This is a genomic window from Paludibaculum fermentans (assembly GCF_051172195.1).
GTDB classification, from domain to species: domain Bacteria; phylum Acidobacteriota; class Terriglobia; order Bryobacterales; family Bryobacteraceae; genus Paludibaculum; species Paludibaculum fermentans_A.
The window spans coordinates 526,164-541,963 of sequence record NZ_JBPJAQ010000002.1 but is presented as its reverse complement, the minus strand read 5'-3'; the positions used below and the strand labels follow the sequence as shown (position 1 = coordinate 541,963).

The window sequence follows — 15,800 nt, the reverse complement described above, 5'->3', positions numbered from 1 at the left end:
GGGAGAAGACAGGCTGTCAGGCGGACGGGTCTTGCCCTATTTGTACTGCGGAGTGAAGCTCCAGGACCAGAAGTTGAAGACAGTCAGTATGTCGAGCCCTGACGGCGTGGAGAAGCGAGAGCCTTTTCCGCTGGCTGTTACGGAAAACGTGCCGCGGGTAATGAAGTTAAAGCCTCCGGCGCCGATCACTCCGCTGGCGGGGAGTTGCGAGAGAATGCTCGCCGGCACAGTGAACTGGCCAGCGGACGTGTTCTCGATGCAGACAAATGCGCTCCCTTCGGCGGAGGAAGTCTGCTGATTGATCGTGTAGCTACTACCCGAAATTGTCAGTACTGTGGAGGGCTCGCCTCCGGTCCACCGTACGGTGATTCCGCCGTTCCGGTCGAGCACCTTGAAGTCATCGGGATTATTTGTAACTACCAGGTCCTGAACAATGTCGAGCGCACCGGAAAACCCGCCGACATCGGCCCCGCCTGGACCCGTGAGCGTATACCGTCCCGGGGCGAGATAGGTATTCGGAACGTTGGCCGCATTGTAAGTGAATCCAGACACTTGAATGCTCTGCCGCAACGCCGATTGGTTGCCGTTGGGGCCGTTGGAAGTAACCTGCGGACCAGCGTCCAGGCCGACAGAGGTGAGGTTGGGATAAGGATTTGTCAGCGTGGCCACATTGTAGACAACGCAGCTCCCCGGTGTTGGATTCAAGGTTGGAAACCCTGGCGGCAGCTCGTTGCGAAGTGACTTGGCGAGATCGGCGCCGCCAACCCGGGTGAATTGACCGGAGAACGTATCGAGCTTCGTCATGGCTGTCACCGGAGTCACGCCGGCCGCGCCAACGGTGTCAGTCGTTGCGTAGGCGGTGGCCCTGGTGAGCCCCAGGCTGCCGGCGGAGTAGGTGCCTTTAGCAATCCAACTCTCTATCTCGGACGGTGTTGGGGTCGTGTCGCCGCCGCCGGAACCGCTGCCTCCGCCGCCGTTACCCCCGCCGCCCCCACTGGTAATGATGGGCACCCCGGTTTCAAAGTAGGCCGGGGCGGAGGTGAACGCTCCACCCGGGCGGGCGCGCAGTGCAATGAAGGCAATCGTTCCCGATGACGTATAAAACTCAGCGAGCCCGCGCGTCCCTGCAGTTGCCGCGAACTGATTCGGCAGGACGACGGCAAGGTGCCCTTGAGCAGGGAGGTTCAGTCCAAGGTTCGTGGTTGTCGTTCCATCGGAGGTGCGAAGGTTCAAGGTGATCGATTGGGAGGTCGCGTTCGGGTTCACAATCGCGACCGATGTGACCAGGCCCGAGCCCGTGTCGTTATCGAAGGGCACCAGGAGACGGCCGGACGCGGAGACCGCCGGCGCAGTCGCATCCTGGGTCGAACTCTCCGTGCGGGCCGTAAAGATGGCATAGCCGTTGATGCCGGGACTGGCGGTCAATTCCGCATAGCCCTGGGAGACGGAACTGGCGGTGCCGGGCGTTTGGAGAAAAATCGTGGAACCAGCCGGAATACTCAGGTTGGAGGTGGATAAATTCTCCAGGAAGGCCGGATTCCACGCCGACGTCGCTCCGCCTGAGCCTGCGACGGAGAGCCTGAAATTCAAGGAAGCCGTCAGATTGCTGGTCGTCGTGTTGGTCAGGACGATCGTCGTTGACCAGATGCCGCCGTCGGCGACCTGAGGGATGATCTGCACCTGTGGAGTGGAGGCGGGCGGATTGGTGACTGTGGTCCCGATAATGGGTTGCCCGGTCTGGGGGTACACCGGCGCCGACGCAAAGGCCTGTCTCGGGTTGAAGCGCAGCGCGATGGTGGAGAAAGAACCGGATGTGGTGTAAAACTCGGCTAGCCCGCGCTTTCCGCTGGTCTCCGGAAACAGGTCTGGCAGGACGAATGCCATATGCCCACTGGCGGGCATTTGAGGAAGCACGCCTGTGCTCGTGGCCCCATCCGATGTTTTGATGTTGACCTGGATCGACTCCGCGCTGGCGTTCGGATTGGCCATGGCTACCGCCGTGACGAGGCCCGATGAGTTGTCGAACGGCACCAGGATGCGGGTGGCCGCCGTAACAGCGGGCGCCGTACCATCCTGAGCACTATTCGTCGTCAAGGTGAAAATGGCGTAGCCCACTACCCCCGGACCAGCGTCCAACTCGCCCCAGCCTTGCGTCACCGCGGCTGCAGTGCCCGGAGTGTGCAGGAACATTGTGGAACCGGCGGCCAGATTGAAGGTGGGCAGGGACACACTCTCGAGGAACGCCGGCGTCCAGGCTTCTGTCGCTCCATTGGTTGTATCGCGATTGAACCGTAAGTTCACAGATTGCGAGGCTGTCGTCTTGTTCGAGAGGACAATCGTGGTGGACCAACCTCCGCCGTCGGCAACCTGCGGAATGATCTGCACTTCCGCGAATGCGGGCAGCAACCCCAGCAGCAGGTAACAAGCCGCCAGGCGCGCGAAATACCTGAGCTCTTCCGTTTTGAGAGTCATGGACTTCCTCCATCGTTCAGCGAACTTCGAAGATTAGGCGAGACCTGAACTACTGGGGACTGCCCCGTCCATTGGTATCCTGCCACAAGGTACCGGCGTCTACAAGCTTGTATTGATTCGTTCCGGATAAATTATGGGCTCACGAAGCTTGGCCAATTTGTTGTCAAAGCATAGGTTGTTATGCCACGACGTTTCAGTGTGGTCCTACTCTGAGGGGACATCGTATTCCAGGAGCGAATTTCCTCAGCGAACACAGCATGGGCCGGACACATCAGCATTATTGGGGTCGTCGGGATTCAGATGGTCGCCGCTCGCAGAAAGTGAGGCGCCTCGCCGGGGTTGATTTCCGCAGTCAGCAGGCAGGAGATGCGCCTGGGCCGCCGCAGGGGGATTCCTGGCAATTCGGGTGGGTTGGACCAGGACCATAGAAGCACTGAGGATTACGGATAGCAAGGGGGAGAGGGCGGGGCCTAGTCTCACCGAAAGGGCATCCCTATTTTCTTGTGAGCACAACGTGAGTCGCGCGCTCAGTGGCGTGGTGTTCGCTGACGGAAAATCCCAGCGCAGGCATGTCTATACCGGCAAACAACGCCTCGCCTTGACCGAGGACCACCGGTGCCACTGCAAAATGGAGGGAGTCGATCAACCCAGCCTGCAGATACTGCCGCACGGTGGAAACACCGCCTCCGATTTTGATGTCCTTATCACCGGCTGCTTGTTTGGCCCGGCTCAGAGCCTCTTCGATTCCGCCGCTGACGAAATAAAAGGTCGTCCCGCCTTCCATGACAAGCGGCTCACGCTCAAAGTGGGTCAGCACGAAGGTCGGCGCATGGTAGGGCGGATTGGGCCCCCACCACCCTTTCCACGACTCGTCCGGCCATGGGCCACGGACCGGACCAAACATGTTGCGACCAAGGATGAAGGCGCCGAAATTTTCCATTGCGCGCCGGGCGAACTCGTCGTCCACATCGACAGATCCACCTTCCTGGCCACGCATCGCGCGGAATGTTTTTGTGGGGAAGAACCACTGGAAGATTTCGGGACCGCGCTTGCCCAGCGGATTTTCCAGGCTTTGCTCTGTCCCGGCGCCGAAGCCGTCCAACGAAACACTAAACCCCGCGACACGGACCTTTGACATGCACGTCCTCGCTTTCGAAAAATCGGACCAGCCCCGGCCCGCTAGGCTACCCCACTGCCTGGCTACCAGCTTAGTGCAACGACACCGTCACTGAGAATGCATCAAAAGCCAGGATTTGGTGCAACAGCCGGGCATTGTGGAGTAAGAAATTAGCTGGGACGTGAGCGAATCGCGCAGGGTTTCTTCATCTGTTCCCTGGCACGGCGATCCATGCACGGCGTAGCCCCGGAGCGCCGCGATGCCCGCATGCGCGGAGGCCGGGCTGGGATCGCCCCGTCCTACTTCGCTTCCGCCAAACTCGCGCGCCGAAAGAGCAGACCGGAGACTGCGAACAACAGCACGAACCCGCCGTGTCCGACTCCGACATCCCACACTGGCCCCGACGAGGGTGCGACCGACGACCGCATCAGGGCGAACGCCGCTACCACAACCAGCGTGGCCGCCATGGCGAAGGTTGCGCGCGCCATTCCTCGGGCCTCCAGACGCGCCAGCCAGACTCCGATCGCCCCCACCGCGAGCACGCCGAAGTACACGAAGTTAGCCGGGTTTTCGGACTCCGAGATGTGGACCATGGTGGACCAGCCCATGACGAAGCCCGACACCAAGGCTATGCCGACTCCTGCCTTATAGGCCCAGGCGCCCATTTTCCTGGCGATCAAGGCATAGGCCATCCCTGTGCCGAAGAACAACACATAGGTGAACACGAACGCGCCCGGGGGCCAGTTCCAACCTTCCACAATCTGCGATGCCACCAACGGGACCATCAACAGGCCTAGGGCCACCAGCGCCACGCGCAGGATCGTCTTTCTCAGTTCTGTCATCTGCATTGCGTTCTCCCTTACGATGCCCATCGAAGTCTCGAAAAAGACCCACAGGGCGAACCTGAACAGGCCCTGCCTGGTGTTGCGGCACTCCCGGCACTGATCGTGGAAGGTCTGCGACATAGCCTCGCCGAACCGGTCCTGGAAAGGCCGTGGATATAGGCGCAGCAGCGTCGAATACCAAGTCCGGTAGCGCCGGACCGCGAGGTCAGTGGCCATAAGCGGCCCGTCCTTCCGCTACTGCTACCACGCCGCGATAACGCTGCAGTTCCGCTTCCAGCGCCACCCGGCCCGCCCCGGTGAGTTCGTAGTAAATGCGCCGCTCGTCGTCCATCTGCGGATCGACCCGCTTGTCGCTTTCGCGGATGAGCCCGGCTTCCATCATGCGTCCCATCGAACCATAGAGCGTGCCCGGGCCCATCTTCGTCTTGCCTTGCGAGTCCGCTTCCACCTGCTTCATGATTCCGTAGCCATGCCGCTCGCCGGTCGAAAGAGCCAGCAGGATGTGGAGGACGGCGGGGGTCAGCGGGCCTGGCGCCGTATTCTTCTTCGGCATGATTGGATACTATATCCGTCACGGATATATGTCAAGCGAAGGAGATTGGTGAGTGGGGATGAGGCGCCCAGCGGCGGTTGGCCAGCAGGAACTTGAGATCCACTGAGGAGCTTTGCCCCCCCAACTTCGTGGTTGAGCGTATCCCAACTGCGTCGTTCAACCGTCGCCGCCAGCGGGGCTCTTCGCACTTCGCGACCGGGCGCCCAATGAATAGGCGATCGCCGAGAGAACTGGATAAGTGAGGATATCTCGTTCGATTGGGCTCACCTTCTGAGCCGGGTAGGCCCAGAAGTAGTGAGAGGAAATCAGGTGCCAATCCCAGCCACTGCGGAGAATGTCCCGGCCAATGAGCAGGACCAAGAGAACTGCAGGTGGCAACCAGACCCAACGGCCGGCAGCGGCCGCACCAGGGAGGAGCCCAACCACCCACCATGCCAAGCAGAAGCCAAGTATGGAGATCATGGTCGCATCGATAATCTGAGGTGTTGCAGGCGCGAGCGGATACTGCCAGGATTCGCCCCATCCCAACGCGTTGGCGATGAACTGCCAGAGGATCGCGGCGACCCCAGCTACGAGCAACTGCCCTGCGGCTAAGAGCAACCGTTCAGTAATTTGCTGAGCCCTGGGCCGGGATTGAGCTGGATCGCGCTTGATCTGGGTCGGCATAGATTCCTTCCGCCCCGGCATTTCCGGCAGCATCAAACGGCAATCGTAGCACCGTCGTCCTCGGCCTGCGCATGATGTGCCCCGGCGCGATGGTTCGTACATCTCGCTCCATTGCTGGCTCGAAATCCCGGAGACATGCACGGCTCCGATGTTCTGGCGGGTCTGGGTTAGACGGGCCCGGCCCACTTAGATGCAGAATAGTGAGGTGATGAGAAGCGGTTGTGTGATGGGGGCCGCGGGCCTGCTGGGCCTGATGATGAGCATGACGCCATTGGACGCTCAGGATACGCGCTATCCACCGGATGGCGAGATTCTGCCGGGTCCGGCGAAGGCGGCCGATTTTGCGGACTGGCTGGGGCAACTCAGGAAGTGGCGCCACGAGAAGCTGATCCGCATGGGCTACAGCGGCGCCGAGTACGCGCGGCCTGAATTGCTGTGGTCGCAACGCAATTTCATCCAGCCGCAGGTGATGGTGGAAGACCGGTTCCTTTACGATCCGGCGACGCGGCGGTATACGGTGGACCGCTTCCTGGACGATGTGACGCAACGCTATGGCGGGATCGACAGCATCCTGTTGTGGCCGGTCTATCCGAACATCGGAATCGACAATCGCAATCAATTCGACCTCCACTACGATCTGCCCGGCGGCCCGGCTGGTCTGCGGCAGATGGTGGCGGACTTCCAGAAACGCGGCGTGAAGGTGTTCTGGCCGACCATGCCCTGGGATACCGGCACGCGCGATGTGAGCGTGGCGTATTGGGAGGCAGCCGCACGAATTGCGGCCGAGACCGGCGCGGATGGAATCAATGGAGACACCTTCCGCGGGCTGCCGCTGGCGTACAAGACCGCCGCGGACCGGGCGGGCCGGCCGGTGGTGCTGGAGCCCGAGACTCCGATGGATTCCGACGAACAACTGCAGTGGAATACGCAATCGTGGGGCTATTGGAAGTATCCCTGGGTGCCGGGGGTGAGCCGGTACAAGTGGCTGGAACCGCGGCATATGGTGAACATCTGCGCTCGCTGGGCCAAGGACCGGAATGACAATCTGCAGGCGGCGTTCTTCAACGGCGTGGGCTATGAGAGCTGGGAAAACGTGTGGGGGATCTGGAACGGCATCACGCCCCGGGATGGGGAGGCGCTGCGGCGGATCGCGACGCTGGAACGGCAGTTTGCCGCGCTGCTGGTGAGCGCTGAGTGGGAGCCGCATACGCCGACGCTGCAGTACGGCATCTTCGCGACGAAGTTCCCGGGGACAGCAGGCACGCTGTATACGCTGGTGAACCGCAATGCGTACGATGTCTCGGGGCGGCAACTGGAGGTTCCGTCGACCACCGGCCTGCGGTTCTTCGACGTGTATCACGGCCGCGAACTGCAGCCGGAGAGGGATGGCGGCCGGCTGGTGTTGAACTTCGACATGGAGGCCTTGGGCTACGGCGCAGTGTATGTAACAGCGCAACCTGGAGCAGAACTGGCGGCGTTCCTGACGCGCATGAAAGAGATGACCGCCAGGGAGCTGCGGAGTTACTCGCAGGAGTGGAAGCCGCTGGGCCAGGCGCTGGTGGAGATTGCGGCGGCGCGAGCCGCTACCGCCAACCCGGAAGGGTACGTGAAGATCCCGGCGGGCCGGTTTGAGTTCCGGGTCTCGGGGATCATGATCGAGGGCGGCAACGATGTGGGGGTGGACGTCCAGTATCCAGGTGAACCTTCGCCGCGGCGGCACCACCGGCGCATGTTGGACATGACCAGCTTCTACCTGATGAAGCATCCGGTGACCAATGCGGAATTCAAGAAGTTTATGGATGCCACGAAGTATCACCCGGCGGACGATCACAACTTCCTGAGGGATTGGAAGAACGGGAGCTATCCCGAAGGCTGGGCGCAGAAGCCGGTGACGTGGGTATCGCTGGAGGATGCGCGGGCGTATGCGTCGTGGGCCGGTGCCCGCCTGCCGCACGAGTGGGAGTGGCAGTATGCGGCGCAGGGGACGGATGCACGGCTGTATCCATGGGGTGCGGAGTTTGACGCGGCGGCGGTTCCACCGAAGGAGACAGGGCGGACTGTGCGCGCGCCGTCAGACGTGGGGCTATATCCGAAGAGCGCGAGTCCGTTTGGGGTGGAAGAACTGGTAGGGCATGTCTGGCAGTGGACGGATGAGTATACGGACGAGCATACGAGGGCGGCGGTGCTGCGAGGCGGATCGTACTACTGGCCGCAGGGCTCGGATTGGTATTTTCCGAACACGTACAAGCTGAACGAGCACGGGAAATACCTGCTGATGGCGCCATCCAAGGACCGGTCGGGGTTGATCGGGTTCCGGTGTGCGCTGGACCTGTAACGGACAGTGCATTTCGGCAGTTTTTCCTGAACGCGGCCGGGGCACTTCCGGATTTCCTGGCGAAGGGCGGTGGGGTGCATCGGAGCGCCGCCGCGGATTTCGTCAGGGGAGCGCCTCGATGCCGGCCGGCCGACGTCATTTCGTCATTTAACGCCCGATCGTCGGGAAGAAGGGGCGATCCTGGTCCCCTGGCCTGCCTCCGGAAGCCGCAGGATGAGTCCGCGGCGGTGGTCGCCAGCCATTCCGGGAGTTTGGACCGCTTCGTGCTGTAAGTATCGAAGATAGCCGTACTTCCATTGGAGGGAAATTCATGTTCGCCGTAAACAAAAAGCCCGCCGCTGGGCGCTCGCAGAGCGATCACCGAGTGAAGGGCGAGCCGGCCACAGGAAGCTGGAGCCGCGGGAAGGTCCTGCTGCTGGCGGCCGCGTTGAGCCTGGGCGGATGGCCGGGCGTACTGCAGGCACAATTGCAGTCCGCTGATCCTGGGCCAGCGCGGACGCAACCCGGCACGCCCCAGGCGCCGGCGGATGCATCCTTGGCGGGGTCAGCAGGGACGACCGGGTATACCAAGCCGACGGAGGCGACGAAGTTACGCAACTACCTTTTTTCCGCATTCGGTCCGTACCCCATCGTCGGCGCCGCGTTTGCGGCGGGGATCAGCCAGGCTGGCAATGGCATTCCGGAATGGGGGCAAGGCGCGGAGGGGTATGGAAAACGAATGGGCTCGAACTTTGGGATCGCCGCGGTGAGCACGACCACGCGGTATGCGCTCTCGGCGGCCTTTAAGGAAGATGCGGTGTACTATCCCTGCGAGTGCAAGGGTACGTTGCCCCGCCTGCGGCATGCCGTGTTTTCGAGCGTGACGGCGCGCCGCGGGGAAGACGGCCATCGGGTTTTCTCGTTCCCGGCCATCGTGGCTCCGTATGTCGGGTCAGCGACGGCTGTTTACGGCTGGTATCCAGACCGGTACAGTGCGAAAGACGCGTTCCGCATGGGCAATTACAGCCTGCTGGCCAACGTGGGCGGGAATATCGCGATGGAGTTCCTGTTTCGCGCACCAAACTCGTGGCTTTCCAAACTGCGATTGAACGCCGGGCCGGTGAACAATGGACAGGCGGGCAAGTCGGGCCTGGGCCGGTGAGCGCAGGTACCGGCCCGGACCGATTGATGACTAGCGCAGGAACTCTGAGATCACACGGCCCTTCGAAGCGGGCAGTTTGATGTCCAGCAGGTGGGCGAGGGTCGAGGCGATATCGAGATTGCGAACGCGGTCGAGCGTGGCGCCCTTCTTGATGCCGTAGCCCGAGGCGATGCAGATGGCGTCCATATCTTCCTCAGAGTTCAGGAAACCGTGGCTGCCGCCGATCTGGGTGACCTCAGTGGACGCCGCGCCGCCAGGTGTATTGGTGAAGGCGTAGCCATCGCGGGCCGCCGCCACGAGGTGGGCCATTTGAGGATCCCTGGCAGGATCCGGGAAGCCCAATGACGGGAACTCCTGGGGACCGGCCACCTGGGTTACGCCTTCGACGCCGGCAATGGCGGCGCGGACCTTGGGCGCGAGTTCCGCGGCGCGGGCGGGATCGAGATAGATCATGGCGGTGCCGCCTTCGGGGATCACCTGAACTCCGGAGGTGATGCCGGCCGCGGCGAGCGCCGGCAGCAGGCGGATCTGTTTGCTGTACTTCTTGAAGCCGTGATCGGAGACGACGATCACCGTAGTGCGATCGGTCATTCCGGCCCCGCGGATGGCTTCCAGGATGCGGGCGACCTGGCCGTCGAGGAAGGCAATGGCGGCCGTACCCGCCAGCGTCTTCGGACCATAGGTGTGGTGGGTGGAGTCGAGGCTCAGCATGTGGAAGAGCATCAGGTTCGGCTTGTGCTCTCGGATGATGAAGCTGGCGGCATCGGCCCAGATCTGGTCGCGGCGGAAGATGTTGGTCTGGCGGAACTGCTCCACTTCCTGCGCGCTGACGAGTCCTTTGGCGATCATCTCTTTTTCCACCACACCGTCGACAGAGGGCACTTCCTCGAAGGCCCAGGTGATGGTTTTCGCCTTGTGGATGGCGACCCAATCGACCTGAGCGGTGGTGAGACCGGCCTTCTGCGCCTGGTCGTAGACCGTGGTGGCATGGACCATCTTTTCCTTCTCTATCCACGGCTCGACTTTGTGGACGGGCGGCGTGCCGGAGGCGGTCAGGGTGCCGTTGAAGAAGAGGCCGTGTTCGCCGGGCAGGACTCCGGTGACGATGGAGGTGTGGTTGGGCCAGGTGACGCTGGGGTTGACGGTGGTCATCCGTTTGGCCCAGGCGCCGTCGCTGATGAGTTTGCGCAGGGTGGGGGCGGGCAGCTTGGGATCGTCGAAGGCGTATGCGGGGAAGCCGTCGAGGCTGATGACGACCACCATACGGTTCTTTGCGGGCACGGGCGTCTGTGCGGGCAGCGGCGCCAGGGCCGCAAACAGTGTGAGGAGGAGCGGGAGTCTCATGGGATGAAATAGTGCGGTTCCGAGTGGATTCGAGTCCGTCCGGAACCGCTTCTGATTACACCAGATTTGCCACCCGGCCCGTGTTCGCTCTTCAGGTGAGGCGGAGCTCGATCGAGACCACCGATTGTTTCGGCAGGGTGACCTCCACATTATTGCCGCGCACGGTGACGGACAGGGGTGCGGGCTTCACTTCGTCGGGGTGGTCGAAGGTGTTGCGGGCGGCCTTATCGGAGTGGGTGAGCACCGTGGCGCGAGCTTCAGATGCTGTTCCGGCGGTGAGGCGGATGCGGCAGGCGACCGCGTCGTCGAGCGAAGGGTTGGTGAGGGTAATCGACAGGCGGCCATCACGGGTGGAGGCCGAACCGGAGAGTGCGGGCATGGCAGCTGTGCCATTGCGGGCGGGCACCTTGCGCTCGGGGGTCCGGATCTCGAGTTGGGCGAGCCGGCCGCCCATGTGGCCGCGATACATCTCGAAGACGTGATAGACGGGCGTGCGTGTGTATCGGTCGCCCTGGGCCAGGAAGAGGGCGTGGAGGCAGTTGATGGTCTGGGCGACGTTAGCCATGGCGATTTTGCCGGCATGGCGATTGAAGACGTCGAAGGAGACCGCGGTGTGCAGGGCGTCGCGCAGGGTGAGGGGCTGGCTGAGCAGGTGATTGGGCGCCGTTTCTTCCCCTGGCGGATACCAGACGCCCCACTCGTCGACGATGAGCTTCGTATGGTGCGTTTTGTCGTAAGCGCCCATCGCGGTCCAGTGTTTCTCGATCACCTCTTCGGTGCGCAAGCCTTCGCGGATGACGTCGTACCAGCCGGCGGCGTCGAAGCGGCTGACTTTCTCTTTGGTGTTCCGGAAGTCGGTATAGAAGTGCAGGGAGTAGCCGTCGACACGGGCGCGGTGTTGCGGCAGCATGTTCTCGAAGAAGCCGGTGGTCCAGCCGATGTCCATGTCCTTGGAGTGGCCGCGGGGGCCCACGGCGACGAGGTAAGGCTTGGGGGCGTAGACGGGGAACTGTGTGATGAAGCGGCGGTAGAGGGTGGCGTACTCGCCGGGGTTCATCGCGCCTCCGCAACCCCAGGATTCGTTGCCGACGCCCCAATACTTCACGCCGAAGGGAGCTTTGTCGCCGTTGGCGGCACGCTCGGCCGCCAGGGAGACAGTACCCGGGGGTGCGTTGCAGTACTGAACCCAGTCGTGGAACTCCCTGGGGGAACCTGAGCCGACGTTGGCCGCGAGGTAGGGTTCGGATCCGGTGAGGCGGCAGAGGTGCATGAACTCGTGGATGCCGAACTCATTGGTTTCGGTGTGGTCGAAACCGGGCGGCATGCTGGATTGCCAGTAGTTGTAGGTGCGGGGGCGGGCAGTGGCGGAACCGATGCCGTCCCTCCAGTGGTAGCCGTCGGCGAAACAGCCGCCGGGCCAGCGCAGGTTGGGGGCGGCGAGGCGCTTCATGTCCTCGATGAACTTCAGCCGGATGCCGTCGACATTGGGGATCTTCGAGTTGCGGCCCACCCAGATGCCGTCGTAGATGACGGTGCCGAGATGTTCGATGAAGTGGCCGTAGATGTGAGGCGAGATGATGTCACCCTCGGGGCGCGGGGTGACCTCGATGTCGGCATCGGCGGCGAGGACTGGACGAACGGCGGCGGCGAAACCCGCCACGGCGCCGGCTGCTGTCCGAAGTAAGGTGCGTCGCTGCATCCCATATGTCATATCACCAATCGGGTCGCGGGTCCCTGGGCGATTCCCGCAACATTCCTGGAACCGGCGGCCTGCCTGCCGGTGTCATAGTAAATGTTTAGGAAATGCAGCCGGACCGCGTCCGAATAAGCAGAATTTGTTCCATATTGCCGGCGGTTATCCTGCTCGCCGGGATAGCCGGCGGCCAACCGGAGAGGAACAGTTCGATCGCGGGCCGAGTGCTCAACGAGACTACGGGCGCGCCGGTGCGCCGGGCGACGGTCACGATCGTGATGGAGGGGCGCGACGATGTGCTGGGCACGGCGCCCACCGACGGAGATGGTCAGTTTCTGCTGCGGGCGTTACCGCCGGGCCGGTACTCCATAGGAGCGTCCAAGCCCGGTTATGCGGTGATGGACTACGGGGCGCGCAGGCCGGGCGGACCGGGACAGGTCATCACGATCGGCGCGAATGAGAACAAATCCGGACTGATTATCCGGATGCCGCAGCTATCGGCCATCAGCGGGGCGGTGGAGGGCGTGGCTGGCAGCCGCGTGACCGGGAGTTATGTGCAGGCGTTTCGCCGTTCGTTTCCGCGCGGCAAGCCGGACTGGGTGTATGCCGGCGGGGCAAACGTCGACGACCGCGGGCAATACCGCATCTACCATTTGCCGCCGGGGCAGTATATCGTGGCGGCGCGCCAGACCCAGTTCATGCCGCCGCAGGTGACGGGACCAGGCGGGCCGGGCGAGACAGAACCGAGGTCCGTGCCCGGGTTGACCTATCATCCTGCGACAGTGGTCGAAGAAGACGCCCGAGCGGTCGAACTCAAGCCCGGCATGGAGATGACGGATGTGGATATTGCAATCCAGGAGATTGCGCCGGTGCGGTTGAGTGTCCAGGTTCAGGCGCCGGCAGAGTTGGAAGCCAAATACGCGGCGTCGAACGGAGGGGCACCCGCGCCACGGATGTACCTGCCAGTCTGGCTGAAACGAGTGGGGGGCTCGCTGGGCAACCAGGCTCAACCAATGAGCGCCAACAGCGAACAGCGCTACCAGGCGCAGGCGCTGCTACCGGGCCGGTACATCGTTTCGAGCGTGACGGAAATGGAGGGCAGGCGCTATTCCGCCCGGCAGGAGGTTTCAGTGACGGGCGGCTCTGTTGATATCACGTTGACCCTCACACCCAGCATCAATCTGTCAGGACACGTTCGCCTGATCGGACCCAATGCCGGCCCTGTTTCGAGCATGACTGTGGGGCTGGTGTCCGGGGAGAACGCGCCAATTGGGATCGAGAGCACAACCGTTCAACCGGATGGCTCCTACACGCTGAAAGGGGTGCCGCCGGGCTTATGGGACATCGTGGTGGAGCCGATTCCCAAGGGCGGATACCTGAAATCAATGATGCTGGGTAAGGAGGATGTGCTCACGAAGGATATGTTCGTGACGCCGGAGACGCGCGAGCCGCTCGATATCGTGGTAAGTACACGCGGAGCGGAGGTGCGCGGCCGCGTGGAAGAGGGTGTGGCAGCGACGGTGCTGGCGGCGCCACAGGGCGAACTGGCGAAAGTGCTCAGCTTCTACGCAGTGTCGGGGGTCGACGAAGAGGGCCGGTTCGAGTTTCGAGCGCTGACGCCGGGCACCTACCGGATTTACGCGTTTGAAGAAATGGCGCCCCAGGCCTGGCTCGATCCGGAGTTCCTGAAGAACTATCCCGACAGCGGGACGCTGGTGGAGTTAGGCGAGGGACGCGCCGAGGATGTGAAGGTCAAGGCAATCCCCGGGGCAGGCAGCGCGAAGAGGGGTCGCTGAAATGGCGCGGCTGGCGTTCATTCTGATGAGCATCGCCCTTTCGGCCGGAGCCCGGCAGAATCCGTTCTTCCAGTCCACCGGGCCGCAGCAGGCGCAGCAACCACCGGGATCCCTCAGCGGCCGGGTGGTGGACGCGGCCACCAGCGAACCGCTGCGCGAGAGCCATGTAATGCTATACGGCATTGGCGCGGCGGGGGGCGTGCGGTCGGCCGGCGTTGATGGAGACGGCCAGTTCTCGGTGAGCGGACTTCCGCCCGGGCGGTATTATGTGCAGGCCGTGCATCCGAACTATCCGGGACCGCTTGGCCTGCCGCAGACAGGCACCATGGCCGAGGTCCTGCCGGGCAAGGAGACCAGGGGACTGACGGTGAACCTTTCGCCGGCGGGCTCCGTCTCGGGCCGGGTCCTGGATGATGGCGGGGAGCCCCTGGCCAACTGCAACCTGATGTTGATGCAGGCACCGATGGGGCAGTTTCCGGCGCGGTCCGCGGCATTTGGGCAGACCAACGACAAGGGGGAATTCCGCCTGGCTCCGGTGGCGCCGGACCGTTATTTGCTGCAGGCGAAGTGCCAGGAAGTTCTGCCGGCGGAGAACCTGTTGAGTGTGGTGGGACCTGAGGGTTTCGATCCGCGCGAAACGTGGCAGACGGCCTACTATCCCGACAAGTTGGCAGGCGGGGCGGCTTCGGCCTTCGGCGTCGCGGCCGGCGCCGAGGTGAAGGTGGAGTTTCATATGAAGCCGGTGACGGTCAGCACGATCACGGGCGTGATTACCGCCGCTCCTGGCGTGACGTGGAACAGCCCGCCGATGCTTCTGCTGCTGGATACTGACGGCGGAGACGCGGCACAGCAGCCGGTATCGGTCGCCATGGCCGGAAAGAACAATACCTTCCGGCTCACTATGGTGCCGCCGGGCAGCTACCGGCTCACCGGCACCCTGCAGGACCGGGCTCCGGAAGCCGCCGTTAGTGTGGAGCTGCCGGTCCAGGTGGGGGCCACGCTACCACCGCCGCTGACGGTGCAGTTTCAACCTGCGCTGACGATTGCAGGCAAAGTGGAGGATCCGCGCGGCGATCGGAGCAGTCAGGACGGACCCGGCGACATGCGCATCGTAAGCGGCCCGATCGGCCAGCCCCGGCCGAACATTGCGCCGGTGAAAGGATCCGTGATGCTGACCCCGGCGCGAGGGAACAGTCCCGTGGGCCAGCGTTCGGCGGAGGTAAATGCGCAGGACGGGACATTCCAGGTCTTTGGCGTGACGCCCGGCCGCTGGCGGGTGCGTTATCAGTCGTACCGGGGGCCGTCCTGGCTGGAAACCGTGCAGTATGGGGATTCGCTGGCGCAGGATCAGCAGATTGAGGTAGGCCAGGGGGCGGCGGGCGCGCTGCGCCTGATTCTCGGCGGCAAACCGCCAACGGTCAAATTCGAACTGAAGGATGCGCCTTCCATTTCAGGCGGAAGTTATTGGATGGTCCAGGCGGTGCCCGTACAGCGGGAGGGCGCGGGCAACCAGACCTTTATGGTGGGCGGCCCTACAGGCCAGTCCACTGCGGCGAACTCGCTGCCGCCCGGCCGCTACCATTTCTTCGGGTTGGAGCAGTCGTACGGCGGTATGGTGAATGAGCGGGTTCTGGACTTGCTAGTCCGCCTGGTGGAAGCCACTGAAATCACCAACACCAGCGAGCAGACGGTTACTGTGAAATGCCTGTCACTCGCCGATGTACAGCGTGTGGTGGCGGAATTCCTGAGCGGCGAAGTAAATAGATGAGTCCTCTCAGCAATTCGGGATCAACGCGCTTCCTTACCTGCGGGCGCGGTGTCATAGTAAATGCGTAAGA

The 15,800-nt window shown here is 62.9% G+C and carries 11 protein-coding genes; 4 read left to right on the top strand and 7 right to left on the bottom strand.

The window, feature by feature from the left end; translation table 11 throughout:
* Positions 1-36: 36 nt before the first annotated feature.
* The 5 genes from ACR9Y2_RS28805 to ACR9Y2_RS28785 form a co-directional block, all read right to left on the bottom strand.
* Positions 37-2,472, bottom strand: a complete 2,436-nt coding sequence (locus ACR9Y2_RS28805) for a hypothetical protein (protein WP_435045329.1) — start codon at positions 2,470-2,472, stop codon at positions 37-39.
* 493 nt (positions 2,473-2,965) lie between these two features.
* Positions 2,966-3,610 (bottom strand): dihydrofolate reductase family protein, encoded by a 645-nt coding sequence (locus tag ACR9Y2_RS28800; protein ID WP_435045328.1) that lies wholly within the window; start codon positions 3,608-3,610, stop codon positions 2,966-2,968.
* A 278-nt stretch (positions 3,611-3,888) separates the two neighbouring features.
* Positions 3,889-4,650, bottom strand: a complete 762-nt coding sequence (locus tag ACR9Y2_RS28795; RefSeq protein WP_435045327.1) for a hypothetical protein — start codon at positions 4,648-4,650, stop codon at positions 3,889-3,891.
* A complete protein-coding gene (locus ACR9Y2_RS28790; protein ID WP_435045326.1) occupies positions 4,640-4,987 on the bottom strand; it encodes a PadR family transcriptional regulator in 348 nt (115 codons plus the stop codon). Before ACR9Y2_RS28790 ends, ACR9Y2_RS28795 begins: the two co-directional genes overlap by 11 nt.
* Before the next feature lie 156 nt (positions 4,988-5,143).
* Positions 5,144-5,689 carry a hypothetical protein gene (locus ACR9Y2_RS28785; RefSeq protein WP_435045325.1) on the bottom strand — a complete coding sequence of 182 codons (546 nt, stop codon included), beginning with the start codon at positions 5,687-5,689 and terminating at the stop codon, positions 5,144-5,146.
* A gap of 172 nt (positions 5,690-5,861) precedes the next feature.
* Between ACR9Y2_RS28785 and ACR9Y2_RS28780 the strand changes: the two genes are divergently transcribed.
* Both ACR9Y2_RS28780 and ACR9Y2_RS28775 read left to right on the top strand, forming a co-directional pair.
* Positions 5,862-7,988 carry a formylglycine-generating enzyme family protein gene (locus ACR9Y2_RS28780; RefSeq protein ID WP_435045324.1) on the top strand — a complete coding sequence of 709 codons (2,127 nt, stop codon included), beginning with the start codon at positions 5,862-5,864 and terminating at the stop codon, positions 7,986-7,988.
* A 310-nt stretch (positions 7,989-8,298) separates the two neighbouring features.
* Complete coding sequence (locus tag ACR9Y2_RS28775; protein ID WP_435045323.1) at positions 8,299-9,129, top strand: hypothetical protein; 831 nt, start codon at positions 8,299-8,301, stop codon at positions 9,127-9,129.
* Between the two features lie 30 nt (positions 9,130-9,159).
* Here the strand turns inward: ACR9Y2_RS28775 and ACR9Y2_RS28770 are convergent, their stop codons facing one another.
* Positions 9,160-10,473 carry an alkaline phosphatase family protein gene (locus tag ACR9Y2_RS28770; RefSeq protein WP_435045322.1) on the bottom strand — a complete coding sequence of 438 codons (1,314 nt, stop codon included), beginning with the start codon at positions 10,471-10,473 and terminating at the stop codon, positions 9,160-9,162.
* A 91-nt stretch (positions 10,474-10,564) separates the two neighbouring features.
* Positions 10,565-12,172 (bottom strand): alpha-N-arabinofuranosidase, encoded by a 1,608-nt coding sequence (locus tag ACR9Y2_RS28765; protein WP_435045321.1) that lies wholly within the window; start codon positions 12,170-12,172, stop codon positions 10,565-10,567.
* A gap of 146 nt (positions 12,173-12,318) precedes the next feature.
* On the opposite strand from ACR9Y2_RS28765, the gene ACR9Y2_RS28760 reads away from it, so the two are divergent.
* Together ACR9Y2_RS28760 and ACR9Y2_RS28755 are read left to right on the top strand one after the other, a co-directional pair.
* The gene (locus tag ACR9Y2_RS28760) at positions 12,319-13,962 is read left to right on the top strand and encodes a carboxypeptidase regulatory-like domain-containing protein (protein WP_435045320.1); all 1,644 of its coding nucleotides are present in this window, start codon (positions 12,319-12,321) and stop codon (positions 13,960-13,962) included.
* 1 nt (position 13,963) lies between these two features.
* Positions 13,964-15,730, top strand: coding sequence for an MSCRAMM family protein (locus ACR9Y2_RS28755; RefSeq protein ID WP_435045319.1), 1,767 nt, complete (start codon positions 13,964-13,966; stop codon positions 15,728-15,730).
* The last annotated feature ends 70 nt before the right edge of the window (positions 15,731-15,800 follow it).